General features: G+C 64.3%; 13 protein-coding genes and 1 tRNA gene. 9 read left to right on the top strand and 5 right to left on the bottom strand.

Annotated elements, in window-relative coordinates:
• Positions 1-208 precede the first annotated feature (208 nt).
• Positions 209-1,570: a cytochrome ubiquinol oxidase subunit I gene (locus JG743_RS03550; protein ID WP_202298416.1), complete on the top strand. Its 1,362-nt coding sequence runs from the start codon at positions 209-211 to the stop codon at positions 1,568-1,570.
• A gap of 1 nt (position 1,571) precedes the next feature.
• A complete protein-coding gene (locus JG743_RS03545) occupies positions 1,572-2,576 on the top strand; it encodes a cytochrome d ubiquinol oxidase subunit II (protein ID WP_202298414.1) in 1,005 nt (334 codons plus the stop codon).
• 102 nt (positions 2,577-2,678) lie between these two features.
• Here JG743_RS03545 and msrA read toward each other — a convergent pair whose 3' ends face one another.
• The 4 genes from msrA to JG743_RS03525 all read right to left on the bottom strand — a co-directional run bounded on the left by msrA (position 2,679) and on the right by JG743_RS03525 (position 5,994).
• The gene (gene msrA / locus JG743_RS03540) at positions 2,679-3,413 is read right to left on the bottom strand and encodes a peptide-methionine (S)-S-oxide reductase MsrA (RefSeq protein ID WP_202298412.1); all 735 of its coding nucleotides are present in this window, start codon (positions 3,411-3,413) and stop codon (positions 2,679-2,681) included.
• A 126-nt stretch (positions 3,414-3,539) separates the two neighbouring features.
• Positions 3,540-3,893 carry a hypothetical protein gene (locus JG743_RS03535; protein WP_202298410.1) on the bottom strand — a complete coding sequence of 118 codons (354 nt, stop codon included), beginning with the start codon at positions 3,891-3,893 and terminating at the stop codon, positions 3,540-3,542.
• An 81-nt stretch (positions 3,894-3,974) separates the two neighbouring features.
• Positions 3,975-4,673, bottom strand: a complete 699-nt coding sequence (locus tag JG743_RS03530; RefSeq protein ID WP_202298408.1) for a DUF1223 domain-containing protein — start codon at positions 4,671-4,673, stop codon at positions 3,975-3,977.
• A gap of 256 nt (positions 4,674-4,929) precedes the next feature.
• A complete protein-coding gene (locus tag JG743_RS03525) occupies positions 4,930-5,994 on the bottom strand; it encodes a TadE/TadG family type IV pilus assembly protein (RefSeq protein ID WP_202298406.1) in 1,065 nt (354 codons plus the stop codon).
• Positions 5,995-6,183: 189 nt separating this feature from the next.
• On the opposite strand from JG743_RS03525, the gene JG743_RS03520 reads away from it, so the two are divergent.
• Positions 6,184-7,140 (top strand): IS5 family transposase, encoded by a 957-nt coding sequence (locus JG743_RS03520; protein ID WP_202298404.1) that lies wholly within the window; start codon positions 6,184-6,186, stop codon positions 7,138-7,140.
• A gap of 320 nt (positions 7,141-7,460) precedes the next feature.
• On the top strand, positions 7,461-9,266 hold the full coding sequence (lepA, locus tag JG743_RS03515; protein WP_202298402.1) for a translation elongation factor 4: 1,806 nt from the start codon (positions 7,461-7,463) through the stop codon (positions 9,264-9,266).
• Between the two features lie 555 nt (positions 9,267-9,821).
• Here lepA and JG743_RS03510 read toward each other — a convergent pair.
• Positions 9,822-9,893, bottom strand: a tRNA-Cys gene (locus JG743_RS03510).
• A 521-nt stretch (positions 9,894-10,414) separates the two neighbouring features.
• Here JG743_RS03510 and JG743_RS03505 point away from each other — a divergent pair.
• The 5 genes from JG743_RS03505 to JG743_RS03485 all read left to right on the top strand — a co-directional run bounded on the left by JG743_RS03505 (position 10,415) and on the right by JG743_RS03485 (position 13,554).
• Positions 10,415-10,927 carry a hypothetical protein gene (locus JG743_RS03505; RefSeq protein ID WP_202298400.1) on the top strand — a complete coding sequence of 171 codons (513 nt, stop codon included), beginning with the start codon at positions 10,415-10,417 and terminating at the stop codon, positions 10,925-10,927.
• Between the two features lie 10 nt (positions 10,928-10,937).
• On the top strand, positions 10,938-11,447 hold the full coding sequence (locus JG743_RS03500) for a hypothetical protein (protein WP_202298398.1): 510 nt from the start codon (positions 10,938-10,940) through the stop codon (positions 11,445-11,447).
• Between the two features lie 246 nt (positions 11,448-11,693).
• Positions 11,694-12,206, top strand: a complete 513-nt coding sequence (locus JG743_RS03495; protein ID WP_202298396.1) for a hypothetical protein — start codon at positions 11,694-11,696, stop codon at positions 12,204-12,206.
• A 300-nt stretch (positions 12,207-12,506) separates the two neighbouring features.
• Positions 12,507-12,854, top strand: a complete 348-nt coding sequence (locus JG743_RS03490; protein WP_202298394.1) for a hypothetical protein — start codon at positions 12,507-12,509, stop codon at positions 12,852-12,854.
• Between the two features lie 328 nt (positions 12,855-13,182).
• Positions 13,183-13,554, top strand: a complete 372-nt coding sequence (locus JG743_RS03485) for a hypothetical protein (protein ID WP_202298392.1) — start codon at positions 13,183-13,185, stop codon at positions 13,552-13,554.
• Positions 13,555-13,675 lie beyond the last annotated feature (121 nt).

Below are 13,675 nucleotides of genomic sequence, written 5' to 3'. Positions count from 1 at the left end.
GCTTGAAAGGGGCGGGAGGATTTTATTGCGCTGAATGTCGGTGCGCGCGGCCGGAAGTCAATGCCGCTCCTGACATTTCTGGACAATCATTCCCCTGACGCTTTCGCACGAACTGCTGCGACAACGCGCCCCGCGTGACGCCGCGCCGCTTTGACCGGACCGCGTCCGCGTCCTATTCTCCAGGAAGAAACAGCAGCCGGAGCCCGCCATGGACCCGCTCATCCTGTCGCGCATCCAGTTCGGCGCGAACATCTCGTTCCATATCCTGTTTCCGGCGATCACCATTGCACTTGGCTGGGTGCTGCTGTTCTTCAAGCTGCGCTACAACAGGACCGGCGATTCCGCCTGGATGCGCGCCTATTTCACCTGGGTGAAGGTGTTCGCTCTGTCCTTCGCCATGGGCGTGGTGTCGGGCGTCACCATGAGCTTCCAGTTCGGCACCAACTGGCCGGGCTACATGGAAACCGTCGGCAACATCGCCGGCCCGCTGCTCGCCTATGAGATCCTCACCGCCTTCTTTCTCGAGGCCGCCTTCCTCGGCATCATGCTGTTCGGCTTCCGCCGCGTCTCCAACCGCATCCACACTCTGGCTACCGTGCTGGTCGCTGGCGGCACCACCGTCTCGGCCTTCTGGATCATCGCGCTCAATTCCTGGATGCAGACGCCGGCCGGCTTCGAGATGCGCGACGGCAAGGCGCATGCCGTCGACTGGTGGGCGATCGTCTTCAATCCGTCGATGCCCTACCGCCTCGTCCACATGCTGCTCGCCTCGGGCTTGACGGTCTCCTTCCTCATCGCCGGCCTGTCGGCGCTGCGCTACCTCAGCGGCGACCGTTCGGAATCGATGTGGAAGGCGCTGCGCACCGGCGTCTTCACCGCCGCCATCCTGATCCCGATCCAGATCTTCGCCGGCGACCAGCATGGGCTGAACACGTTGGAGCACCAGCCGCAGAAGATCGCCGCCATGGAGGCCAACTGGAACACCGGCCCCAACGTGCCGCTGGTGCTGTTCGCGCTGCCCGACGAGGCGGCGAAGGAAAACAGGTTCGAGATCGCCATCCCCGACGGCGCCAGCGTTGTGCTCAGGCACAGCACCAGCGGCGTCGTGCCCGGCCTCAACGACTATCCCGGCAACCACCCGCCGGTCTTCCCGGTGTTCTGGGGTTTCCGCATCATGGTCGGCACCGGCATCCTGATGCTGATCGTCTCCTGGTCGGCTGCCTTCTTCCTCAAGCGCCGCCACAGCCTGCCGAAGCCGCTGGCGCTCATCATGGTGCCGATGACCATCTCCGGCTGGGTGGCGACATTGGCCGGCTGGTACACCACCGAGATCGGCCGCCAGCCCTGGCTGGTCACCGGCGTCCTGAAGACCGCCGATGCCGTCGGCCCGGTCGCCGGCAGCCATGTCGCGCTGACGCTTGCCATCTATCTCATCCTCTATGTGCTTTTGCTGATCGCCTATCTCGGCGTGCTGGTGCACCTGGCGCTGAAGGCGGCCAAGGATGGCGACGCCTCGCCGCTGCCGGGCGTCATGAACGCGGCCATGTCGCAGCCGGCTGCAGGAGAGTGACATGAGCTACGACTGGCCAACCGCGCTCCCCCTCATCTTCGCCGGCCTGATGGGCCTCGCCATCCTGATCTACGTCATCCTCGACGGCTTCGACCTCGGCATCGGCATCCTGTTCGCCGCCGCCGACGACCACGAGCAGGACACGATGATCGCGGCCATCGGCCCGTTCTGGGACGCCAACGAGACCTGGCTGGTGCTGGCCGTCGGCCTGCTGCTGGTCGCCTTCCCGCTGGCGCACGGCACGATCCTCAGCGCGCTCTACATCCCGGTCTTCGTGCTTTTGGTCGGCTTGATCCTGCGCGGCGTCGCCTTCGATTTCCGCGCCAAGGTGCCGGCCGGCAGCAAGCATCGCTGGAACCGCATCTTCTTCCTCGGCTCGGCCGTCGCCTCGCTGGCGCAGGGCTATATGCTCGGCGTCTATGTGCTCGGCCTCGATGTCGGCCTCGGCGGCATCGCCTTCGGCGCGCTGGTCGCGCTCTGCCTGTCGGCCGCCTACGCGGCGATGGGCGCCGCCTGGCTGATCTACAAGACCGAGGGCGAATTGCAGAGGAAGGCGGTGCGCTGGCTGCGTACCGCGCTGGTGCTGGCGGCGCTCGGCATGGTCGCGGTGTCGCTGGCCACGCCCTTCGCCAGCCCACGCATCTTCGACAAATGGTTCCTCTTTCCGGAGATCCTCTATCTGTCGCCGCTGCCGATCCTGTCGGCGCTGCTGTTCGTCTGGCTGTGGCGGCAGACCTTCCATCTGCCGAAACCGGACGACCGCCACGCGCTGACGCCCTTCCTGACCTTGGCCGCCATCTTCGCGCTCGGCTTCGCCGGCCTCGCCTGGTCGTTCTACCCCTTCGTCGTGCCCGACAAGTTGACCATCTGGCAGGCGGCGTCTGCGCCGGAAAGCCTCGTGGTGATCCTGGTCGGCGTCGTCGTCGTGCTGCCGATCATCATCTTCTATTCGTTTTATGCCTACCGGGTGTTCGGCGGGAAGGCGACGGATTTGACGTACGATTGAGGCGCAGGAGATGTTGCCTTCGCGCTTCCCCGAACGGAGGAACGTCTCGGCTAACCTCCAAGGCACCATGCTGCAAAATGGGCTACTGCCCGATCCACCCCCTCAGCTCTTGCTGCTCGCCAGCACCAGCACCGGCGTTTCGCTGTAGAGCTTGGGGAACAGCGTCTTCAAATTCGCCACCTTCGGCAGGTCGTTGTAGACGATGTAGGGATAGGTCGGGTTCAGGGTCAGGAAATCCTGGTGGTAGTCCTCGGCCGGATAGAAGGTCTTGCCGGTCTCCAGCGTGGTGACGATCGGCGCGGAAAACACCTTGGCCTTGTCGAGCTGGGCGATGTAGCTCTCGGCGATCTGCTTCTGTTGGTCGTTCTCGGCGAAGATCGTCGAGCGGTACTGCGTGCCGTGGTCCGGTCCCTGGTAGTTGAGCTGCGTCGGATTGTGCGCGACCGAGAAATAGACCTGCAGCAGCTGGCCATAGGTCACCTGTGACGGATCGTAGGTGATCTCGACCGATTCCGCGTGCCCGGTGCGCCCGGTGCCGACAGTTTCGTAGACGGCGTTTTCGGCGCTGCCGCCGGTATAGCCGGAAACGGCTTTGGTCACGCCCTTGACGTGCTGGAACACGCCCTGCACGCCCCAGAAGCAGCCGCCGGCGAAGACGGCCGTCTCGCTGCCGCTCGCTGCCTTCTCGTCCAAAGCCGGCGGCGGGATCACCACCGCGTCCTCGGCCGAGACGGCCGGCGTCTGCCAGAAGGCAGCGGCAGCGACTGTCAGGATCAGCGCGGCAAGCGCGCCCTTGGCGAAGGTCGACGATCGCCCCTGCTGTCGAATTGCGGTCATGTCGGGTCTCCTTATTGTTGTTCCAATATATACGACCGAAGCCACCAGGGGGTTCTCAATTTGCCGTGGGGCGGCTCTTGTTCGCGACGGCGCTCCCCCACAGGGGGAGCGCCCTTTGCGATTGTTTCACTGCGCCGGCGCCATCGCATCCGCCGGTTTCATGGCGTCGGTCGAGGCCATCGGGTCGACGGGCTTCATCGGATCGGCCGCCATCGCATCCGCAGGTTTCATGGCGTCCGTCGCCGGCTTCATCGCATCGGCCGGCTTCATCGCCTGCGTGCTCATCGCATCCGTGGCCATCGCGCCGGCCGGCTTCATGGCATCGGTCGCGGGCTTCATCGCATCCGTCGCCGGCTTCATGGCGTCGGTCGCCATGGCATTGGCCGGCTTCATCGCATCTTCGGCGCGCGCCATGCCGCCGGCAAGAAGCGTGGCCGAGAAGGCCAGGGCGAGTGCCGTCAGGCGGGAGGAACGGGTCATGCAAGTCTCCTGTTTGGGTGGCGCGCCAAATGCGGCCGGTGGGTGCGGCGCCGCTCATGCGGCGTTGCGCAATCTGGATGATCAGTTGGTGGCCGCGGCGAGGATCGGCCCGCCGCCGGGCGACTGCAGCAGCACCGCGGTGCTCAAGCCGTCGCCATCGGCCGGCAGCGGCAGCGTCGTCGCCGCGCCGTTCCAGCGGCCGAGTTTTTGCAGCGCGTGCACGACATTGGCGTGCGGCAGCGTGCGGCCGCTGTTTTCGCCGCGCGCCACAGGCACGTCGACGACGCCCTGCCGGTAGCGCACCAGCCAGATGTCGGCGCCGCCCGTCGGCGCCGTGCCGGCGCCGACGCTGATCCGGCCGCCGTCGAGCGACAGCGAAGGGCCTTGCGTCTGGCCGCTGCCTGCGATCAGCTGCTCGATCTCGCCCGGCCGGGCGCCGACCGCGTCGGCCGCGCCATTCACCACCACCTGCGGCGTGAACGGGCCGGAGCGGCCGAGCGACGGCTCATAGTTGACCTGGCGCTGCGTGAATTCCTCGCGGCCGAAAATGTCCTTCCAGCCGAGATAGTCCCAGTAGGTGACGTTAAACGACAGCGCCAGCACGCCGGGTTGGTCCTTGACCTTGATCAGGTTGGCGTTGGCCGGCGGGCAGGACGAGCAGCCCTGGCTGGTGAACAGCTCGACCACCGTCAGCGGCTGCGCGGAGGCGCCAGCCGGCATGGCGGCAAGCGCCGCGGCGGCGAGCAGCGCTCTGCCCAGCGATGTCTTGGGTCCGGTCATGAAGAAAGTCTCCGTTGCGGTGGGCTACATCCCCACTTCGCCGCCACGGAGCGCTTCGTTACAGGCTTCACCGGTTTGTGACTGCGAGCGTCCTTCCTTCTCCCCTTGTGGGAGAAGGTGTCGCCGCAGGCGACGGATGAGGGGTGCTCCAGGGAACGCCGACGTCTCACTCCGCTGGAACACCCCTCATCCGTCTCGGCGCTGCGCGCCGATCCACCTTCTCCCACAAGGGGAGAAGGGGAGTGCGCAGCACCCCCTACTGCGTCAGCACCGTGTTGGACGGCCGCTGGTTGAAGTCGCACTTGCCCTGGACGGTGTAGAAGAAGTCGGCGTTGCTGACGTCGGCCGGCACCGGGTTGCCGCCGTCCTCCCAGGCCTGGTAGCCGGTCTGGCCGCAGGGCACGGCGGTGAAGATGTCGACCGTCTGGCCGGTCGCGACTTCGGGCATGGTGGTGGTGCTGGTGCCGATATAGAGCCGGTTCGAGGTGGTCGGATCGTTGGACTTCAGCACCTTCGGGCTGCCCGAGGGCACGTCCATCTGCAGATAGAGGTTGTCCATCTGGCTGACGTCGATCACCGCGCCGGCGCCGTTGCTGGGATAGAAAGTATCGGCGCAAATCGTCACATACTTCTTGCTGCCGCTGGTCTGCGTGATCGCGCCGCTGGGCAGGCTGTTGAAGTTCTTCACCGTGGCGGTCGTGCAGACCTGCTGCTGCACCTTGGTCGTGGTGCTGCCGTTGATCGTGCTGACGATCGAGGTGCCGTAGCCCTTGGGGTCGCCGAAATTGTTGTAGGCATAGGTGATCGTCATCAGCGGCTTGGCCACCTTGTCGCCGAACTTGGTGCCGTAGAGCGTCATCGTCTTGTTCCAGTAGCCGGACACTTTCGTGACCCTGAACGTGGTCTGCACCAGCGTCGGCCGCTTGCGCACCGCCGCGTCAACGCCGACCTGGACCGTCTCGATCCTGGCGATCTGCATGAAATTGGTCGGCATCGGGTAGTGCGCCGAGGCCGTGGCGGTGGCGGTGCCGTCGGCGGCCACGACAAAGCTGTCGAGCTTGGCGGTGCCTTGCCCGCCATTGGCGGCGAAGGCCTGCTGCAGCGAAATCTCGCGGTCGGCCAGCTTGGTCGTGGTCGGCAGCGTGGTGATCGACAGGATCGCCGCGTCGAGCGCGTTCTGCATGTTACTCTTCGTCTCGACCGCCGATGTGTAGTCGACCGAAAAGCCGACGGCGAGCAGCAGCGGCGTCAGGATGATGACGAACACCGGCATCATCGAGCCGCGCCGCGAGTGCACGAAATCTCTTGCGTATCCGAACATTGTCGAGGTCCCCCAAAACCTTGCCTGCCCAGGCAGCGGCGGATCATGCCCCAAACTGGTGGATTAATACTTAAGGCGCGGCTTATTTAGGCGCAGGGCAGGTTGTGAGCCTCCCCTTCTCCCCTTGTGGGCCTGTTGCGTAATTGGCTGGTTGTGATTCTCTGAGGGCGGAAGCCGTGGAGAGTCGCAATGGCGGTGAAGCAGACAGGTCAGTTGAGCTTGGCGGAGGCGTTTCTTGGCAGCAAGCTTCCAGGTGGCTCTTCGCCACTCGATCGGCTGTCTGGTCTGGTGAAGTGGTACCGCTTCGAGAAGCTGCTTGTCGCGCTGCGCGATGGCGGGCCGGGACGCGCGGCCTGGCCGCCGCTGGTGCTGTTCAAGGCGCTGCTGCTGCAATCGCTCTATGGGCTGTCGGATCGCGAACTGGAGGAAGCGCTGGGCGACCGGTTGTCGTTCCGCCGCTTTGTCGGGCTTGGTCTTGAGGAGAGCATCCCCGATCACACGGTGCTGTCACGCTTTCGCAATCTGCTTGTCGGCGAAGGGTTGATGGAGAAGCTGTTTGGCGAACTGGACCGACAGCTGGAGAAAGCCGGTGTGATCCTGAAGCGTGGCACGATGCTGGATGCCACGCTGATCGATGCCGTCTCGGCGCCGCCGACGCCGGAGCGGGTGTCGAAGGACGCAGACGCTCGCATAACCGCACGCAAGGGCAAGGGCGGCCTCACCTTCGGCTACAAGGCTCATGTCGGGGTGGATGAGGGATCGGGCCTGATCCGCACGGTGATCACTACACCGGCCAACGTCAACGACACAGTGCCGGCCGATCGCTTGATCTGCGGCGACGAGAAGACGGTGTGGGCGGATGCCGCCTATGACACCCATGCCCGCCGTGCCCGGCTCAAGGCTGAGGGCAAGAAGGTGCGCATTGCGCGCCGCCCCAACAAGCATCATGCGCTGCCGGCGCGGCTCAAGCATTACAATCGTCTGATCGCCAGACGGCGAGCGGCGGTGGAGACCACCTTCGCCACGCTCAAAAACCGCATGAGGCTGACCACGATCCGTTATGTCGGACTGGCCAAGGCTGCTGGTCAGGTGACGATGGCAGCGATCGCCTTCAACATGCGCCGATGGGCCGCCATCACGGGATAGGTGCGCCTAGCGACCGGCCAAAGGGCCGGACCACCACCCTTAAACCCCCAACCAGAAGCCCAATCCCAGAAGCAAAGCGAAAGCCAACGGCGAAATCGCTCCGCAAGCCTCTCCCCGATAACTACGCAACAGGCCCCTTGTGGGAGAAGGTGGATCGGCGCGCAGCGCCGAGACGGATGAGGGGTGTTCCAGCGGAGTGAGAGGTTGGTGTTTTCTGGAGCACCCCTCATCCGTCGCCTTCGGCGACACCTTCTCCCACAGGGGGAGAAGGAGAAGAGCTGAGCTTGCCCCTCACCCCTGCCCCTGCTAAAGCGCGCCGCATGACGACGCCTCTCGACCACATCCGCAATTTCTCCATCGTCGCCCATATCGACCATGGCAAATCCACGCTTGCCGACCGGCTGATCCAGTCCACCGGCGGGCTGGAGCTGCGCGACATGAAAGAGCAGGTGCTGGACTCGATGGACATCGAGCGCGAGCGCGGCATCACCATCAAGGCGCAGACGGTGCGGCTGAAATACCGCGCCGACAATGGCGAGGACTACATCCTCAACCTCATCGACACGCCCGGCCATGTCGACTTCGCCTACGAAGTGTCGCGTTCGCTCGCCGCCTGCGAGGGCTCGCTGCTGGTGGTCGACGCTTCCCAGGGCGTCGAGGCGCAGACGCTGGCCAATGTCTACCAGGCCATCGACAACAACCACGAGATCGTCGTGGTGCTGAACAAGGTCGACCTGCCGGCGGCCGAGCCCGAGCGCATCCGCGAGCAGGTCGAGGAGGTGATCGGCATCGACGCCTCCAACGCCGTGCTGATCTCGGCCAAGACCGGCCTCGGCATTCCGGATGTGCTCGAAGCCATCGTCCACCAGTTGCCGCCGCCGCGCGAGGGCGACGTCTCGGCGCCGCTGAAGGCGATGCTGGTCGACAGCTGGTACGACGCCTATCTCGGCGTCATCGTTCTGGTGCGCGTCATCGACGGCGTGCTGAAGAAGGGCCAGACCATCCGCATGATGGGCACCGGCGCCAAATACCTGGTCGAGCGCACCGGCGTCTTCACGCCCGCCCGCATCAATGTCGACGAGCTCGGCCCCGGCGAGTTCGGCTTCTTCACCGGCTCGATCAAGGAAGTGGCCGACACCCGCGTCGGCGATACCATCACCGAGGACCGCCGCCCGACGGCAAAGGCGCTCCCCGGCTTCAAGCCGGCGCAGCCGGTGGTGTTCTGCGGCCTGTTCCCGGTAGACGCCGCCGATTTCGAGGATCTGCGCGCCGCCGTCGGCAAGCTGCGCCTCAACGACGCCTCCTTCTCCTATGAAATGGAGACGTCGGCAGCACTCGGCTTCGGCTTCCGCTGCGGCTTCCTCGGCCTGCTGCACCTGGAGATCATCCAGGAGCGGCTGGAGCGCGAGTTCAACCTCGACCTCATCGCCACAGCACCTTCCGTCGTCTACCGCATGAACCTCAACGACGGCACGGTGAAGGAGTTGCACAACCCGGCCGACATGCCCGACGTGGTCAAGATCGCCTCGATCGAGGAGCCGTGGATCCGCGCCACCATTTTGACGCCCGACGACTATCTCGGCGGCATCCTGAAACTCTGCCAGGACAGGCGCGGCATCCAATCTGATCTTTCTTACGTAGGAAAACGCGCCATGCTGACCTACGATTTGCCGCTCAACGAAGTCGTCTTCGATTTCTACGATCGGCTGAAGTCGATCTCCAAGGGCTACGCCTCCTTCGACTATCACCTGACCGACTATCGCGAGGGCGACCTGGTCAAGATGTCGATCCTGGTCAATGACGAGCCGGTCGACGCGCTCTCCATGCTGGTGCACCGCACGGCGGCGGAAAAGCGCGGAAGGCAGATGTGCGAGAAGCTGAAGGAGCTGATCCCGCAGCATCTGTTCAAGATCCCGATCCAGGCCGCCATCGGCGGCCGCATCATCGCCCGCGAGACCGTCTCGGCCCTGCGCAAGGACGTCACCGCCAAATGCTACGGCGGCGACGTCTCGCGCAAGCGCAAGCTGCTCGACAAGCAGAAAGAGGGCAAGAAGCGGATGCGTCAGTTCGGCAAGGTGGATATTCCCCAGGAGGCGTTTATCCAGGCGCTGAAGATGGGGGACTAAGCGGTCCGGCCTCCGGCCGGACGCATCTACCCGGCTCATAGTCGTCTTCGAAAGCAGTGCAGTTGCCAGAGGGCAGCGGGTTTCCGTCATCTCGGCGCACGAATTGCGCGGTGGGATGGGTGCTGGAGGCTGCTATCGATCCTCGCGCACGGTCTCTCCATGGCTACGGATGGGGGGCGCTTCCATCCGTAGGAACATCGAGTTCATGAAACTTCTCCCGCATCATCAAAAGCGATTGCTGCGTTATCATGTATGCAGCGACTTCACCGACGTTAGCGCCAATGAACGAATTGCGTGCCAGGAGTTGTAGGTAGTCGTGAAGCTTCTTTGGTACGGAAACACGAAACGCAGCGGTGTCCGCCTCATTCCGTTTTCGACCCCGTTTTTCAGACATAACGCTTAAGACACATTAGCAATTTAATACGTTTATAATTGCATTAAAATTGTTGCGCGTCGAATCGTGTTATGCGACTCTTGCGACAAGAGATTCGCTTTGCAGGAACTTTGGCGCTAATAAAGAAAAGGACGGCCCAATGGGCCGTCCAGAGTGCAGTGAGACCGGGGTCGGAATCGAACCGACTTATGCAACCTTGCAGGGGAGCCGCATAACCATTCTGCCTCCCGGTCATATCACCCCGCCCAAAAGGCGGGGTGATTCGTTTTTGTGCCGCCACATTAACCGCAAATTCGAGATGGCAGCAAACACTACTTATAGTGTTAACAGAGTATTTTTCCCAGTCCGACAACTCTCCCTTTTCGCCACCCAGGCCCCAACGAACCCAACGTTTCCGCCGGCCTCGTGAACAAGGCAGAAATGTGGGAAAACGCACAAAATCCGGGAAAAAAGACCGGCCTCGAAACTCTTCGGTCGCGCGCTCAGCAGGGGCGCATGGCCTATAAAAGGCGACTCGTTTTGCGCCGTCAAGGATTCGTTTGCGTAGCTTTTGTGACCCCAACATCTTGTGTGTCACATATGTGGATGACGGGGATGCGATCGCCTCGCCGCCGTCCCTTGCCGCCGAGTAGTCGGAAACTTCCCGAATCCTCGTCGAACTCCGCGACAGCGCCGCTGGGTCCCGGCGCCGGTCATCCACCCTTTCAGAACCCCCTGCCCTGCAGTATCCTTAGGCGGCTTGGGGAGACATCACATGCGCTCCACTCTGGACACCGTCGCCGCAATCGGCCTCGCCATCGGCGGCGCCTTGGGGATGGCGGGCACTTTCGTGGCGAGCGATGCGCTGCGCGAAACGCTGTGGACCATCGACGGCGTGGCCGTCGTCGTGGCGGCGGCGCTGCTGACGATGAAATACCAGCGGCTCGGCAATGACCTCGTCGCTGCCGGCTTCCTCACCTTCCTCGCCGGCGAGAGCCTGCTTCTGGCCGGCAATGCGGCTGGGCTGCAGGCCAGCGTGCCGTCCTATGCCGGCGGCATTGCGCTCTGGGCGGCGGGCCTCGTCATGGTCAGCGCGCCAAGCACCTTCGCGCTCTGGATGCGGCTCACCGGGCTCGTCGCCGCTTTGCTGTTCACCGTCTCGGCCTTCATGATCCTCTGGGGCGCGCCGCTGCTGCCGACCTCCTCGCCCTTGCCCGCCGCCGGCTATCCGTTCCTGGTCCTGACCTTCATCGGCTGGATCTGGACGCTTTTGAAATCATCCCGATGAGCGCGAAAAGATGGCCGCGCCGCTCGAACTCCACAACAGCGCCACCGGAAAAATCTTCCCGGCGCTCGGGCCGTTGCTGATCGGCGCGATCTTCGCCTTCGGCGCGCTGCAGGGCATCGCGTCGGGCACCGATGGCGGGCATGTTCTGGTCATCGCGCTGCTGGCGGCGGGCTGCCTGGCGCTCGGCTTCTTCCTCGCGCGCGGCGCCTTCGACACTTCGGTCAAGGTTGTCCTGGACAGCCGAGGTTTCCGCGATGCTCGCGCCGGCGACGTGCTGGTGCCGTGGACGAAGGTGAGGAGCGTGCGCCTCACCTCCGGCAAGGGCTCGGCCATGCTCAATTTCGAGCTCACCGAGGAGCCGCCCGACGCCATCAAATACGCGCCCGCCAATGTGGTGAACCTGATCCTGCCCTTCGGCAAGACCATCGTGCACATGGAGGTCTCCTCGCTCGACGTACCAGGCCAGGACATGATCGACGCGATCAGGAAGTTCGCGCCGCATGTGGTGGTGAACAGGTAGGCTCCCCCTTCTCCCCCTGTGGGAGAAGGTGTCGCCGAAGGCGACGGATGAGGGGTGTTGGAAGAAATGAGGCGCTGGAGATCGTGTCGCTAGCCGCCCTTTGTGAACGAAGCGTTGTCGCCAAGATGGAGCACCCCTCATCCGTCTCGGCGCTACGCGCCGATCCACCTTCTCCCACAGGGGGAGAAGGGGAGAACCGCTCCCGCTCCGCCCGCCGATGCTCTACACTCCCACCTCGGAGGCCCCATGTCCGCGCCCGTAGAACTCCGCAACAGTGCCAGCAACAGGTCCAGTTCCGCCGCCGGATCGTTCCTCATGGCGGCGATCTTCGGCTTCTACATGCTGAAGGGGCTGGTCAACGGCGCCGATGGCGGGCGGGTGTTTTTGGTGGCGCTGCTTGCGCTAGGCTTCCTCGGGCTCGGCGGCTTCTTCGTGCGCGGCGCCTTCGATACATCGGTCAAGGTCACCCTCGATCAGCGCGGCTTCCGCGATGCTCGCCTCGGCGATGCGCTGGTGCCCTGGAGCAGGGTGCAAAGCGTGCGCCTCTCTTCCCTCGGCAAGGGCTCGGGAATGGTCAGTTTCGAACTCAACGAGGAACCGCCCGACCAGATCAGACGCGCGCCGGCCAACGCGCTGAACCAGATCCTGCCCTTCGGCGGGAATACCGTGCACATGGAGATCAACTCGCTCGACATGAGCGGCCAGGAGATCATCGCCGAGATCGAGCGATTGGCGCCGCATGTTGTGGTCGACAGGTAGGCTCCGCAATCTCCGCCCTTGCGGCAGGGCAGTCGCCTATGGTGGCGCCAGCCCCCTCTCCGGCCGCTACGCGGCCACCTCTCCCCCGTTTCACGGGGGCGAGGAAAGCCAAGCGCCGAGGTCGCGGCCTTGAAAAGCTTGGGTTCCTCGCCCCCACAAAGTGGGGGAGAGGTGGCTCGGCGAAGCCGAGACGGAGAGGGGGAGCGCCATACACGATTGTCCTGCCCTCAAGGGGAGAAGGGGAGGTCGCGCCGCTCCGGCGCCCATGCTCTACTTCCCCACCTCCGGGAACCCACCGCCATGATTCGCCTCGCCCTCGCCGCCCTTCTCCTCGCCGGTCCCGCCCAGGCCGCCGAGATGTCGGTCTTCGTCAAGAACCAGCGATCGCAAGGCGTCGCGGTGGAACTGTTCAGCCGCGACCGCGAGACGGTCTGGCCGGGCGACGACAAGGTCTTCCTCATCCGCCCGGGCGCGCGCAAATCGGTGCCGATCTCGTGCAATCCGGGCGAGAACATCTGCTGGGGCGCCTGGGTCAATGGCGACGACAGCGTCACCGCCGGCGTCGGCCCGGACAACGACCAGCCTTGCGACAATTGCTGCTTCATCTGCGTGGAGCACTCCACCGAGACGATCGACCTGGCGGAGTAGGGCGGCGCCGAAGCTGCCGATCTCCCCCCTTGTGGGGAGATGGCCGGCAGGCCAGAGGGGGGCGCTGTCCCGCCGGCATTTCAGTCAGTCGATGCGATCACCTGCTTTGCGGATTCCGAGCGACTTAAGCGAGATGCTGGCGTTCCTTCGCGCCCCCCTCTGTCCTGCCGGACATCTCCCCCACAAGGGGGGAGATTGGCTGTCATCTCGGCCTTCGCCAATCGCCAACGTCGCGGGGACAACACGCCAATCAATCCTTCCTCGCTCCAGCCTCGCATGCGATGTTCGACCTGTCGGCCGTGGGGGCCGATTCTTTCGGGGGACCAGCATGACTTTCTTCACCGCCCGCCGCATCGCCGCGGCCTTCTTCATCGCCTCGCTGGCCGCGCCCGCGGCGCATGCCGGCGATGTCACCTTCGAGATCAAGAACAGCCATCCCAACGCCATGCGGCTCGAGCTCTACAGTCAGGACCGCGACTATGTCTGGCCGGGCAATGGCAAGGATTTTTACCTCGACGACGGCGAGACCAAGGAACTGCCGATCTCCTGCAACGAGGGCGAATCGATCTGCTACGGCGCCTGGGTCGACGGCGACGAGGAGACCTATTGGGGCGTCGGCCCCGGCAACAAGGAAAAATGCGAGGACTGCTGCTACACCTGCAGCGGCGGCCAGACCGAGGAAATCGATCTGGTGGAGTAGGCGGCGCCCTTCCTTCTCCCCTTGTGGGAGAAGGTGGCCTCGCGAAGCGAGGTCGGATGAGGGGTGCTGGAAGGATCGCGGCGCTGGACGCTAAGCGCTTAAAATCCTTCAATTTTCGACG

The organism is Mesorhizobium sp. 131-2-1 (genome assembly GCF_016756535.1).
GTDB lineage: Bacteria > Pseudomonadota > Alphaproteobacteria > Rhizobiales > Rhizobiaceae > Mesorhizobium.
Note: the sequence above shows the minus strand (reverse complement) of the source record. Positions and strands in the feature narration are given on the sequence as shown.

Bases quoted from the DNA above. Each gene is read 5' to 3' on its own strand.
- JG743_RS03550 (WP_202298416.1), top strand. From the start codon at position 209: ATGGACCCGCTCATCCTGTCGCGCATCCAGTTCGGCGCGAACATCTCG.
- JG743_RS03545 (WP_202298414.1), top strand. From the start codon at position 1,572: ATGAGCTACGACTGGCCAACCGCGCTCCCCCTCATCTTCGCCGGCCTG.
- msrA (WP_202298412.1), bottom strand. From the start codon at position 3,413: ATGACCGCAATTCGACAGCAGGGGCGATCGTCGACCTTCGCCAAGGGC.
- JG743_RS03535 (WP_202298410.1), bottom strand. From the start codon at position 3,893: ATGACCCGTTCCTCCCGCCTGACGGCACTCGCCCTGGCCTTCTCGGCC.
- JG743_RS03530 (WP_202298408.1), bottom strand. From the start codon at position 4,673: ATGACCGGACCCAAGACATCGCTGGGCAGAGCGCTGCTCGCCGCCGCG.
- JG743_RS03525 (WP_202298406.1), bottom strand. From the start codon at position 5,994: ATGTTCGGATACGCAAGAGATTTCGTGCACTCGCGGCGCGGCTCGATG.
- JG743_RS03520 (WP_202298404.1), top strand. From the start codon at position 6,184: ATGGCGGTGAAGCAGACAGGTCAGTTGAGCTTGGCGGAGGCGTTTCTT.
- lepA (WP_202298402.1), top strand. From the start codon at position 7,461: ATGACGACGCCTCTCGACCACATCCGCAATTTCTCCATCGTCGCCCAT.
- JG743_RS03505 (WP_202298400.1), top strand. From the start codon at position 10,415: ATGCGCTCCACTCTGGACACCGTCGCCGCAATCGGCCTCGCCATCGGC.
- JG743_RS03500 (WP_202298398.1), top strand. From the start codon at position 10,938: ATGGCCGCGCCGCTCGAACTCCACAACAGCGCCACCGGAAAAATCTTC.
- JG743_RS03495 (WP_202298396.1), top strand. From the start codon at position 11,694: ATGTCCGCGCCCGTAGAACTCCGCAACAGTGCCAGCAACAGGTCCAGT.
- JG743_RS03490 (WP_202298394.1), top strand. From the start codon at position 12,507: ATGATTCGCCTCGCCCTCGCCGCCCTTCTCCTCGCCGGTCCCGCCCAG.
- JG743_RS03485 (WP_202298392.1), top strand. From the start codon at position 13,183: ATGACTTTCTTCACCGCCCGCCGCATCGCCGCGGCCTTCTTCATCGCC.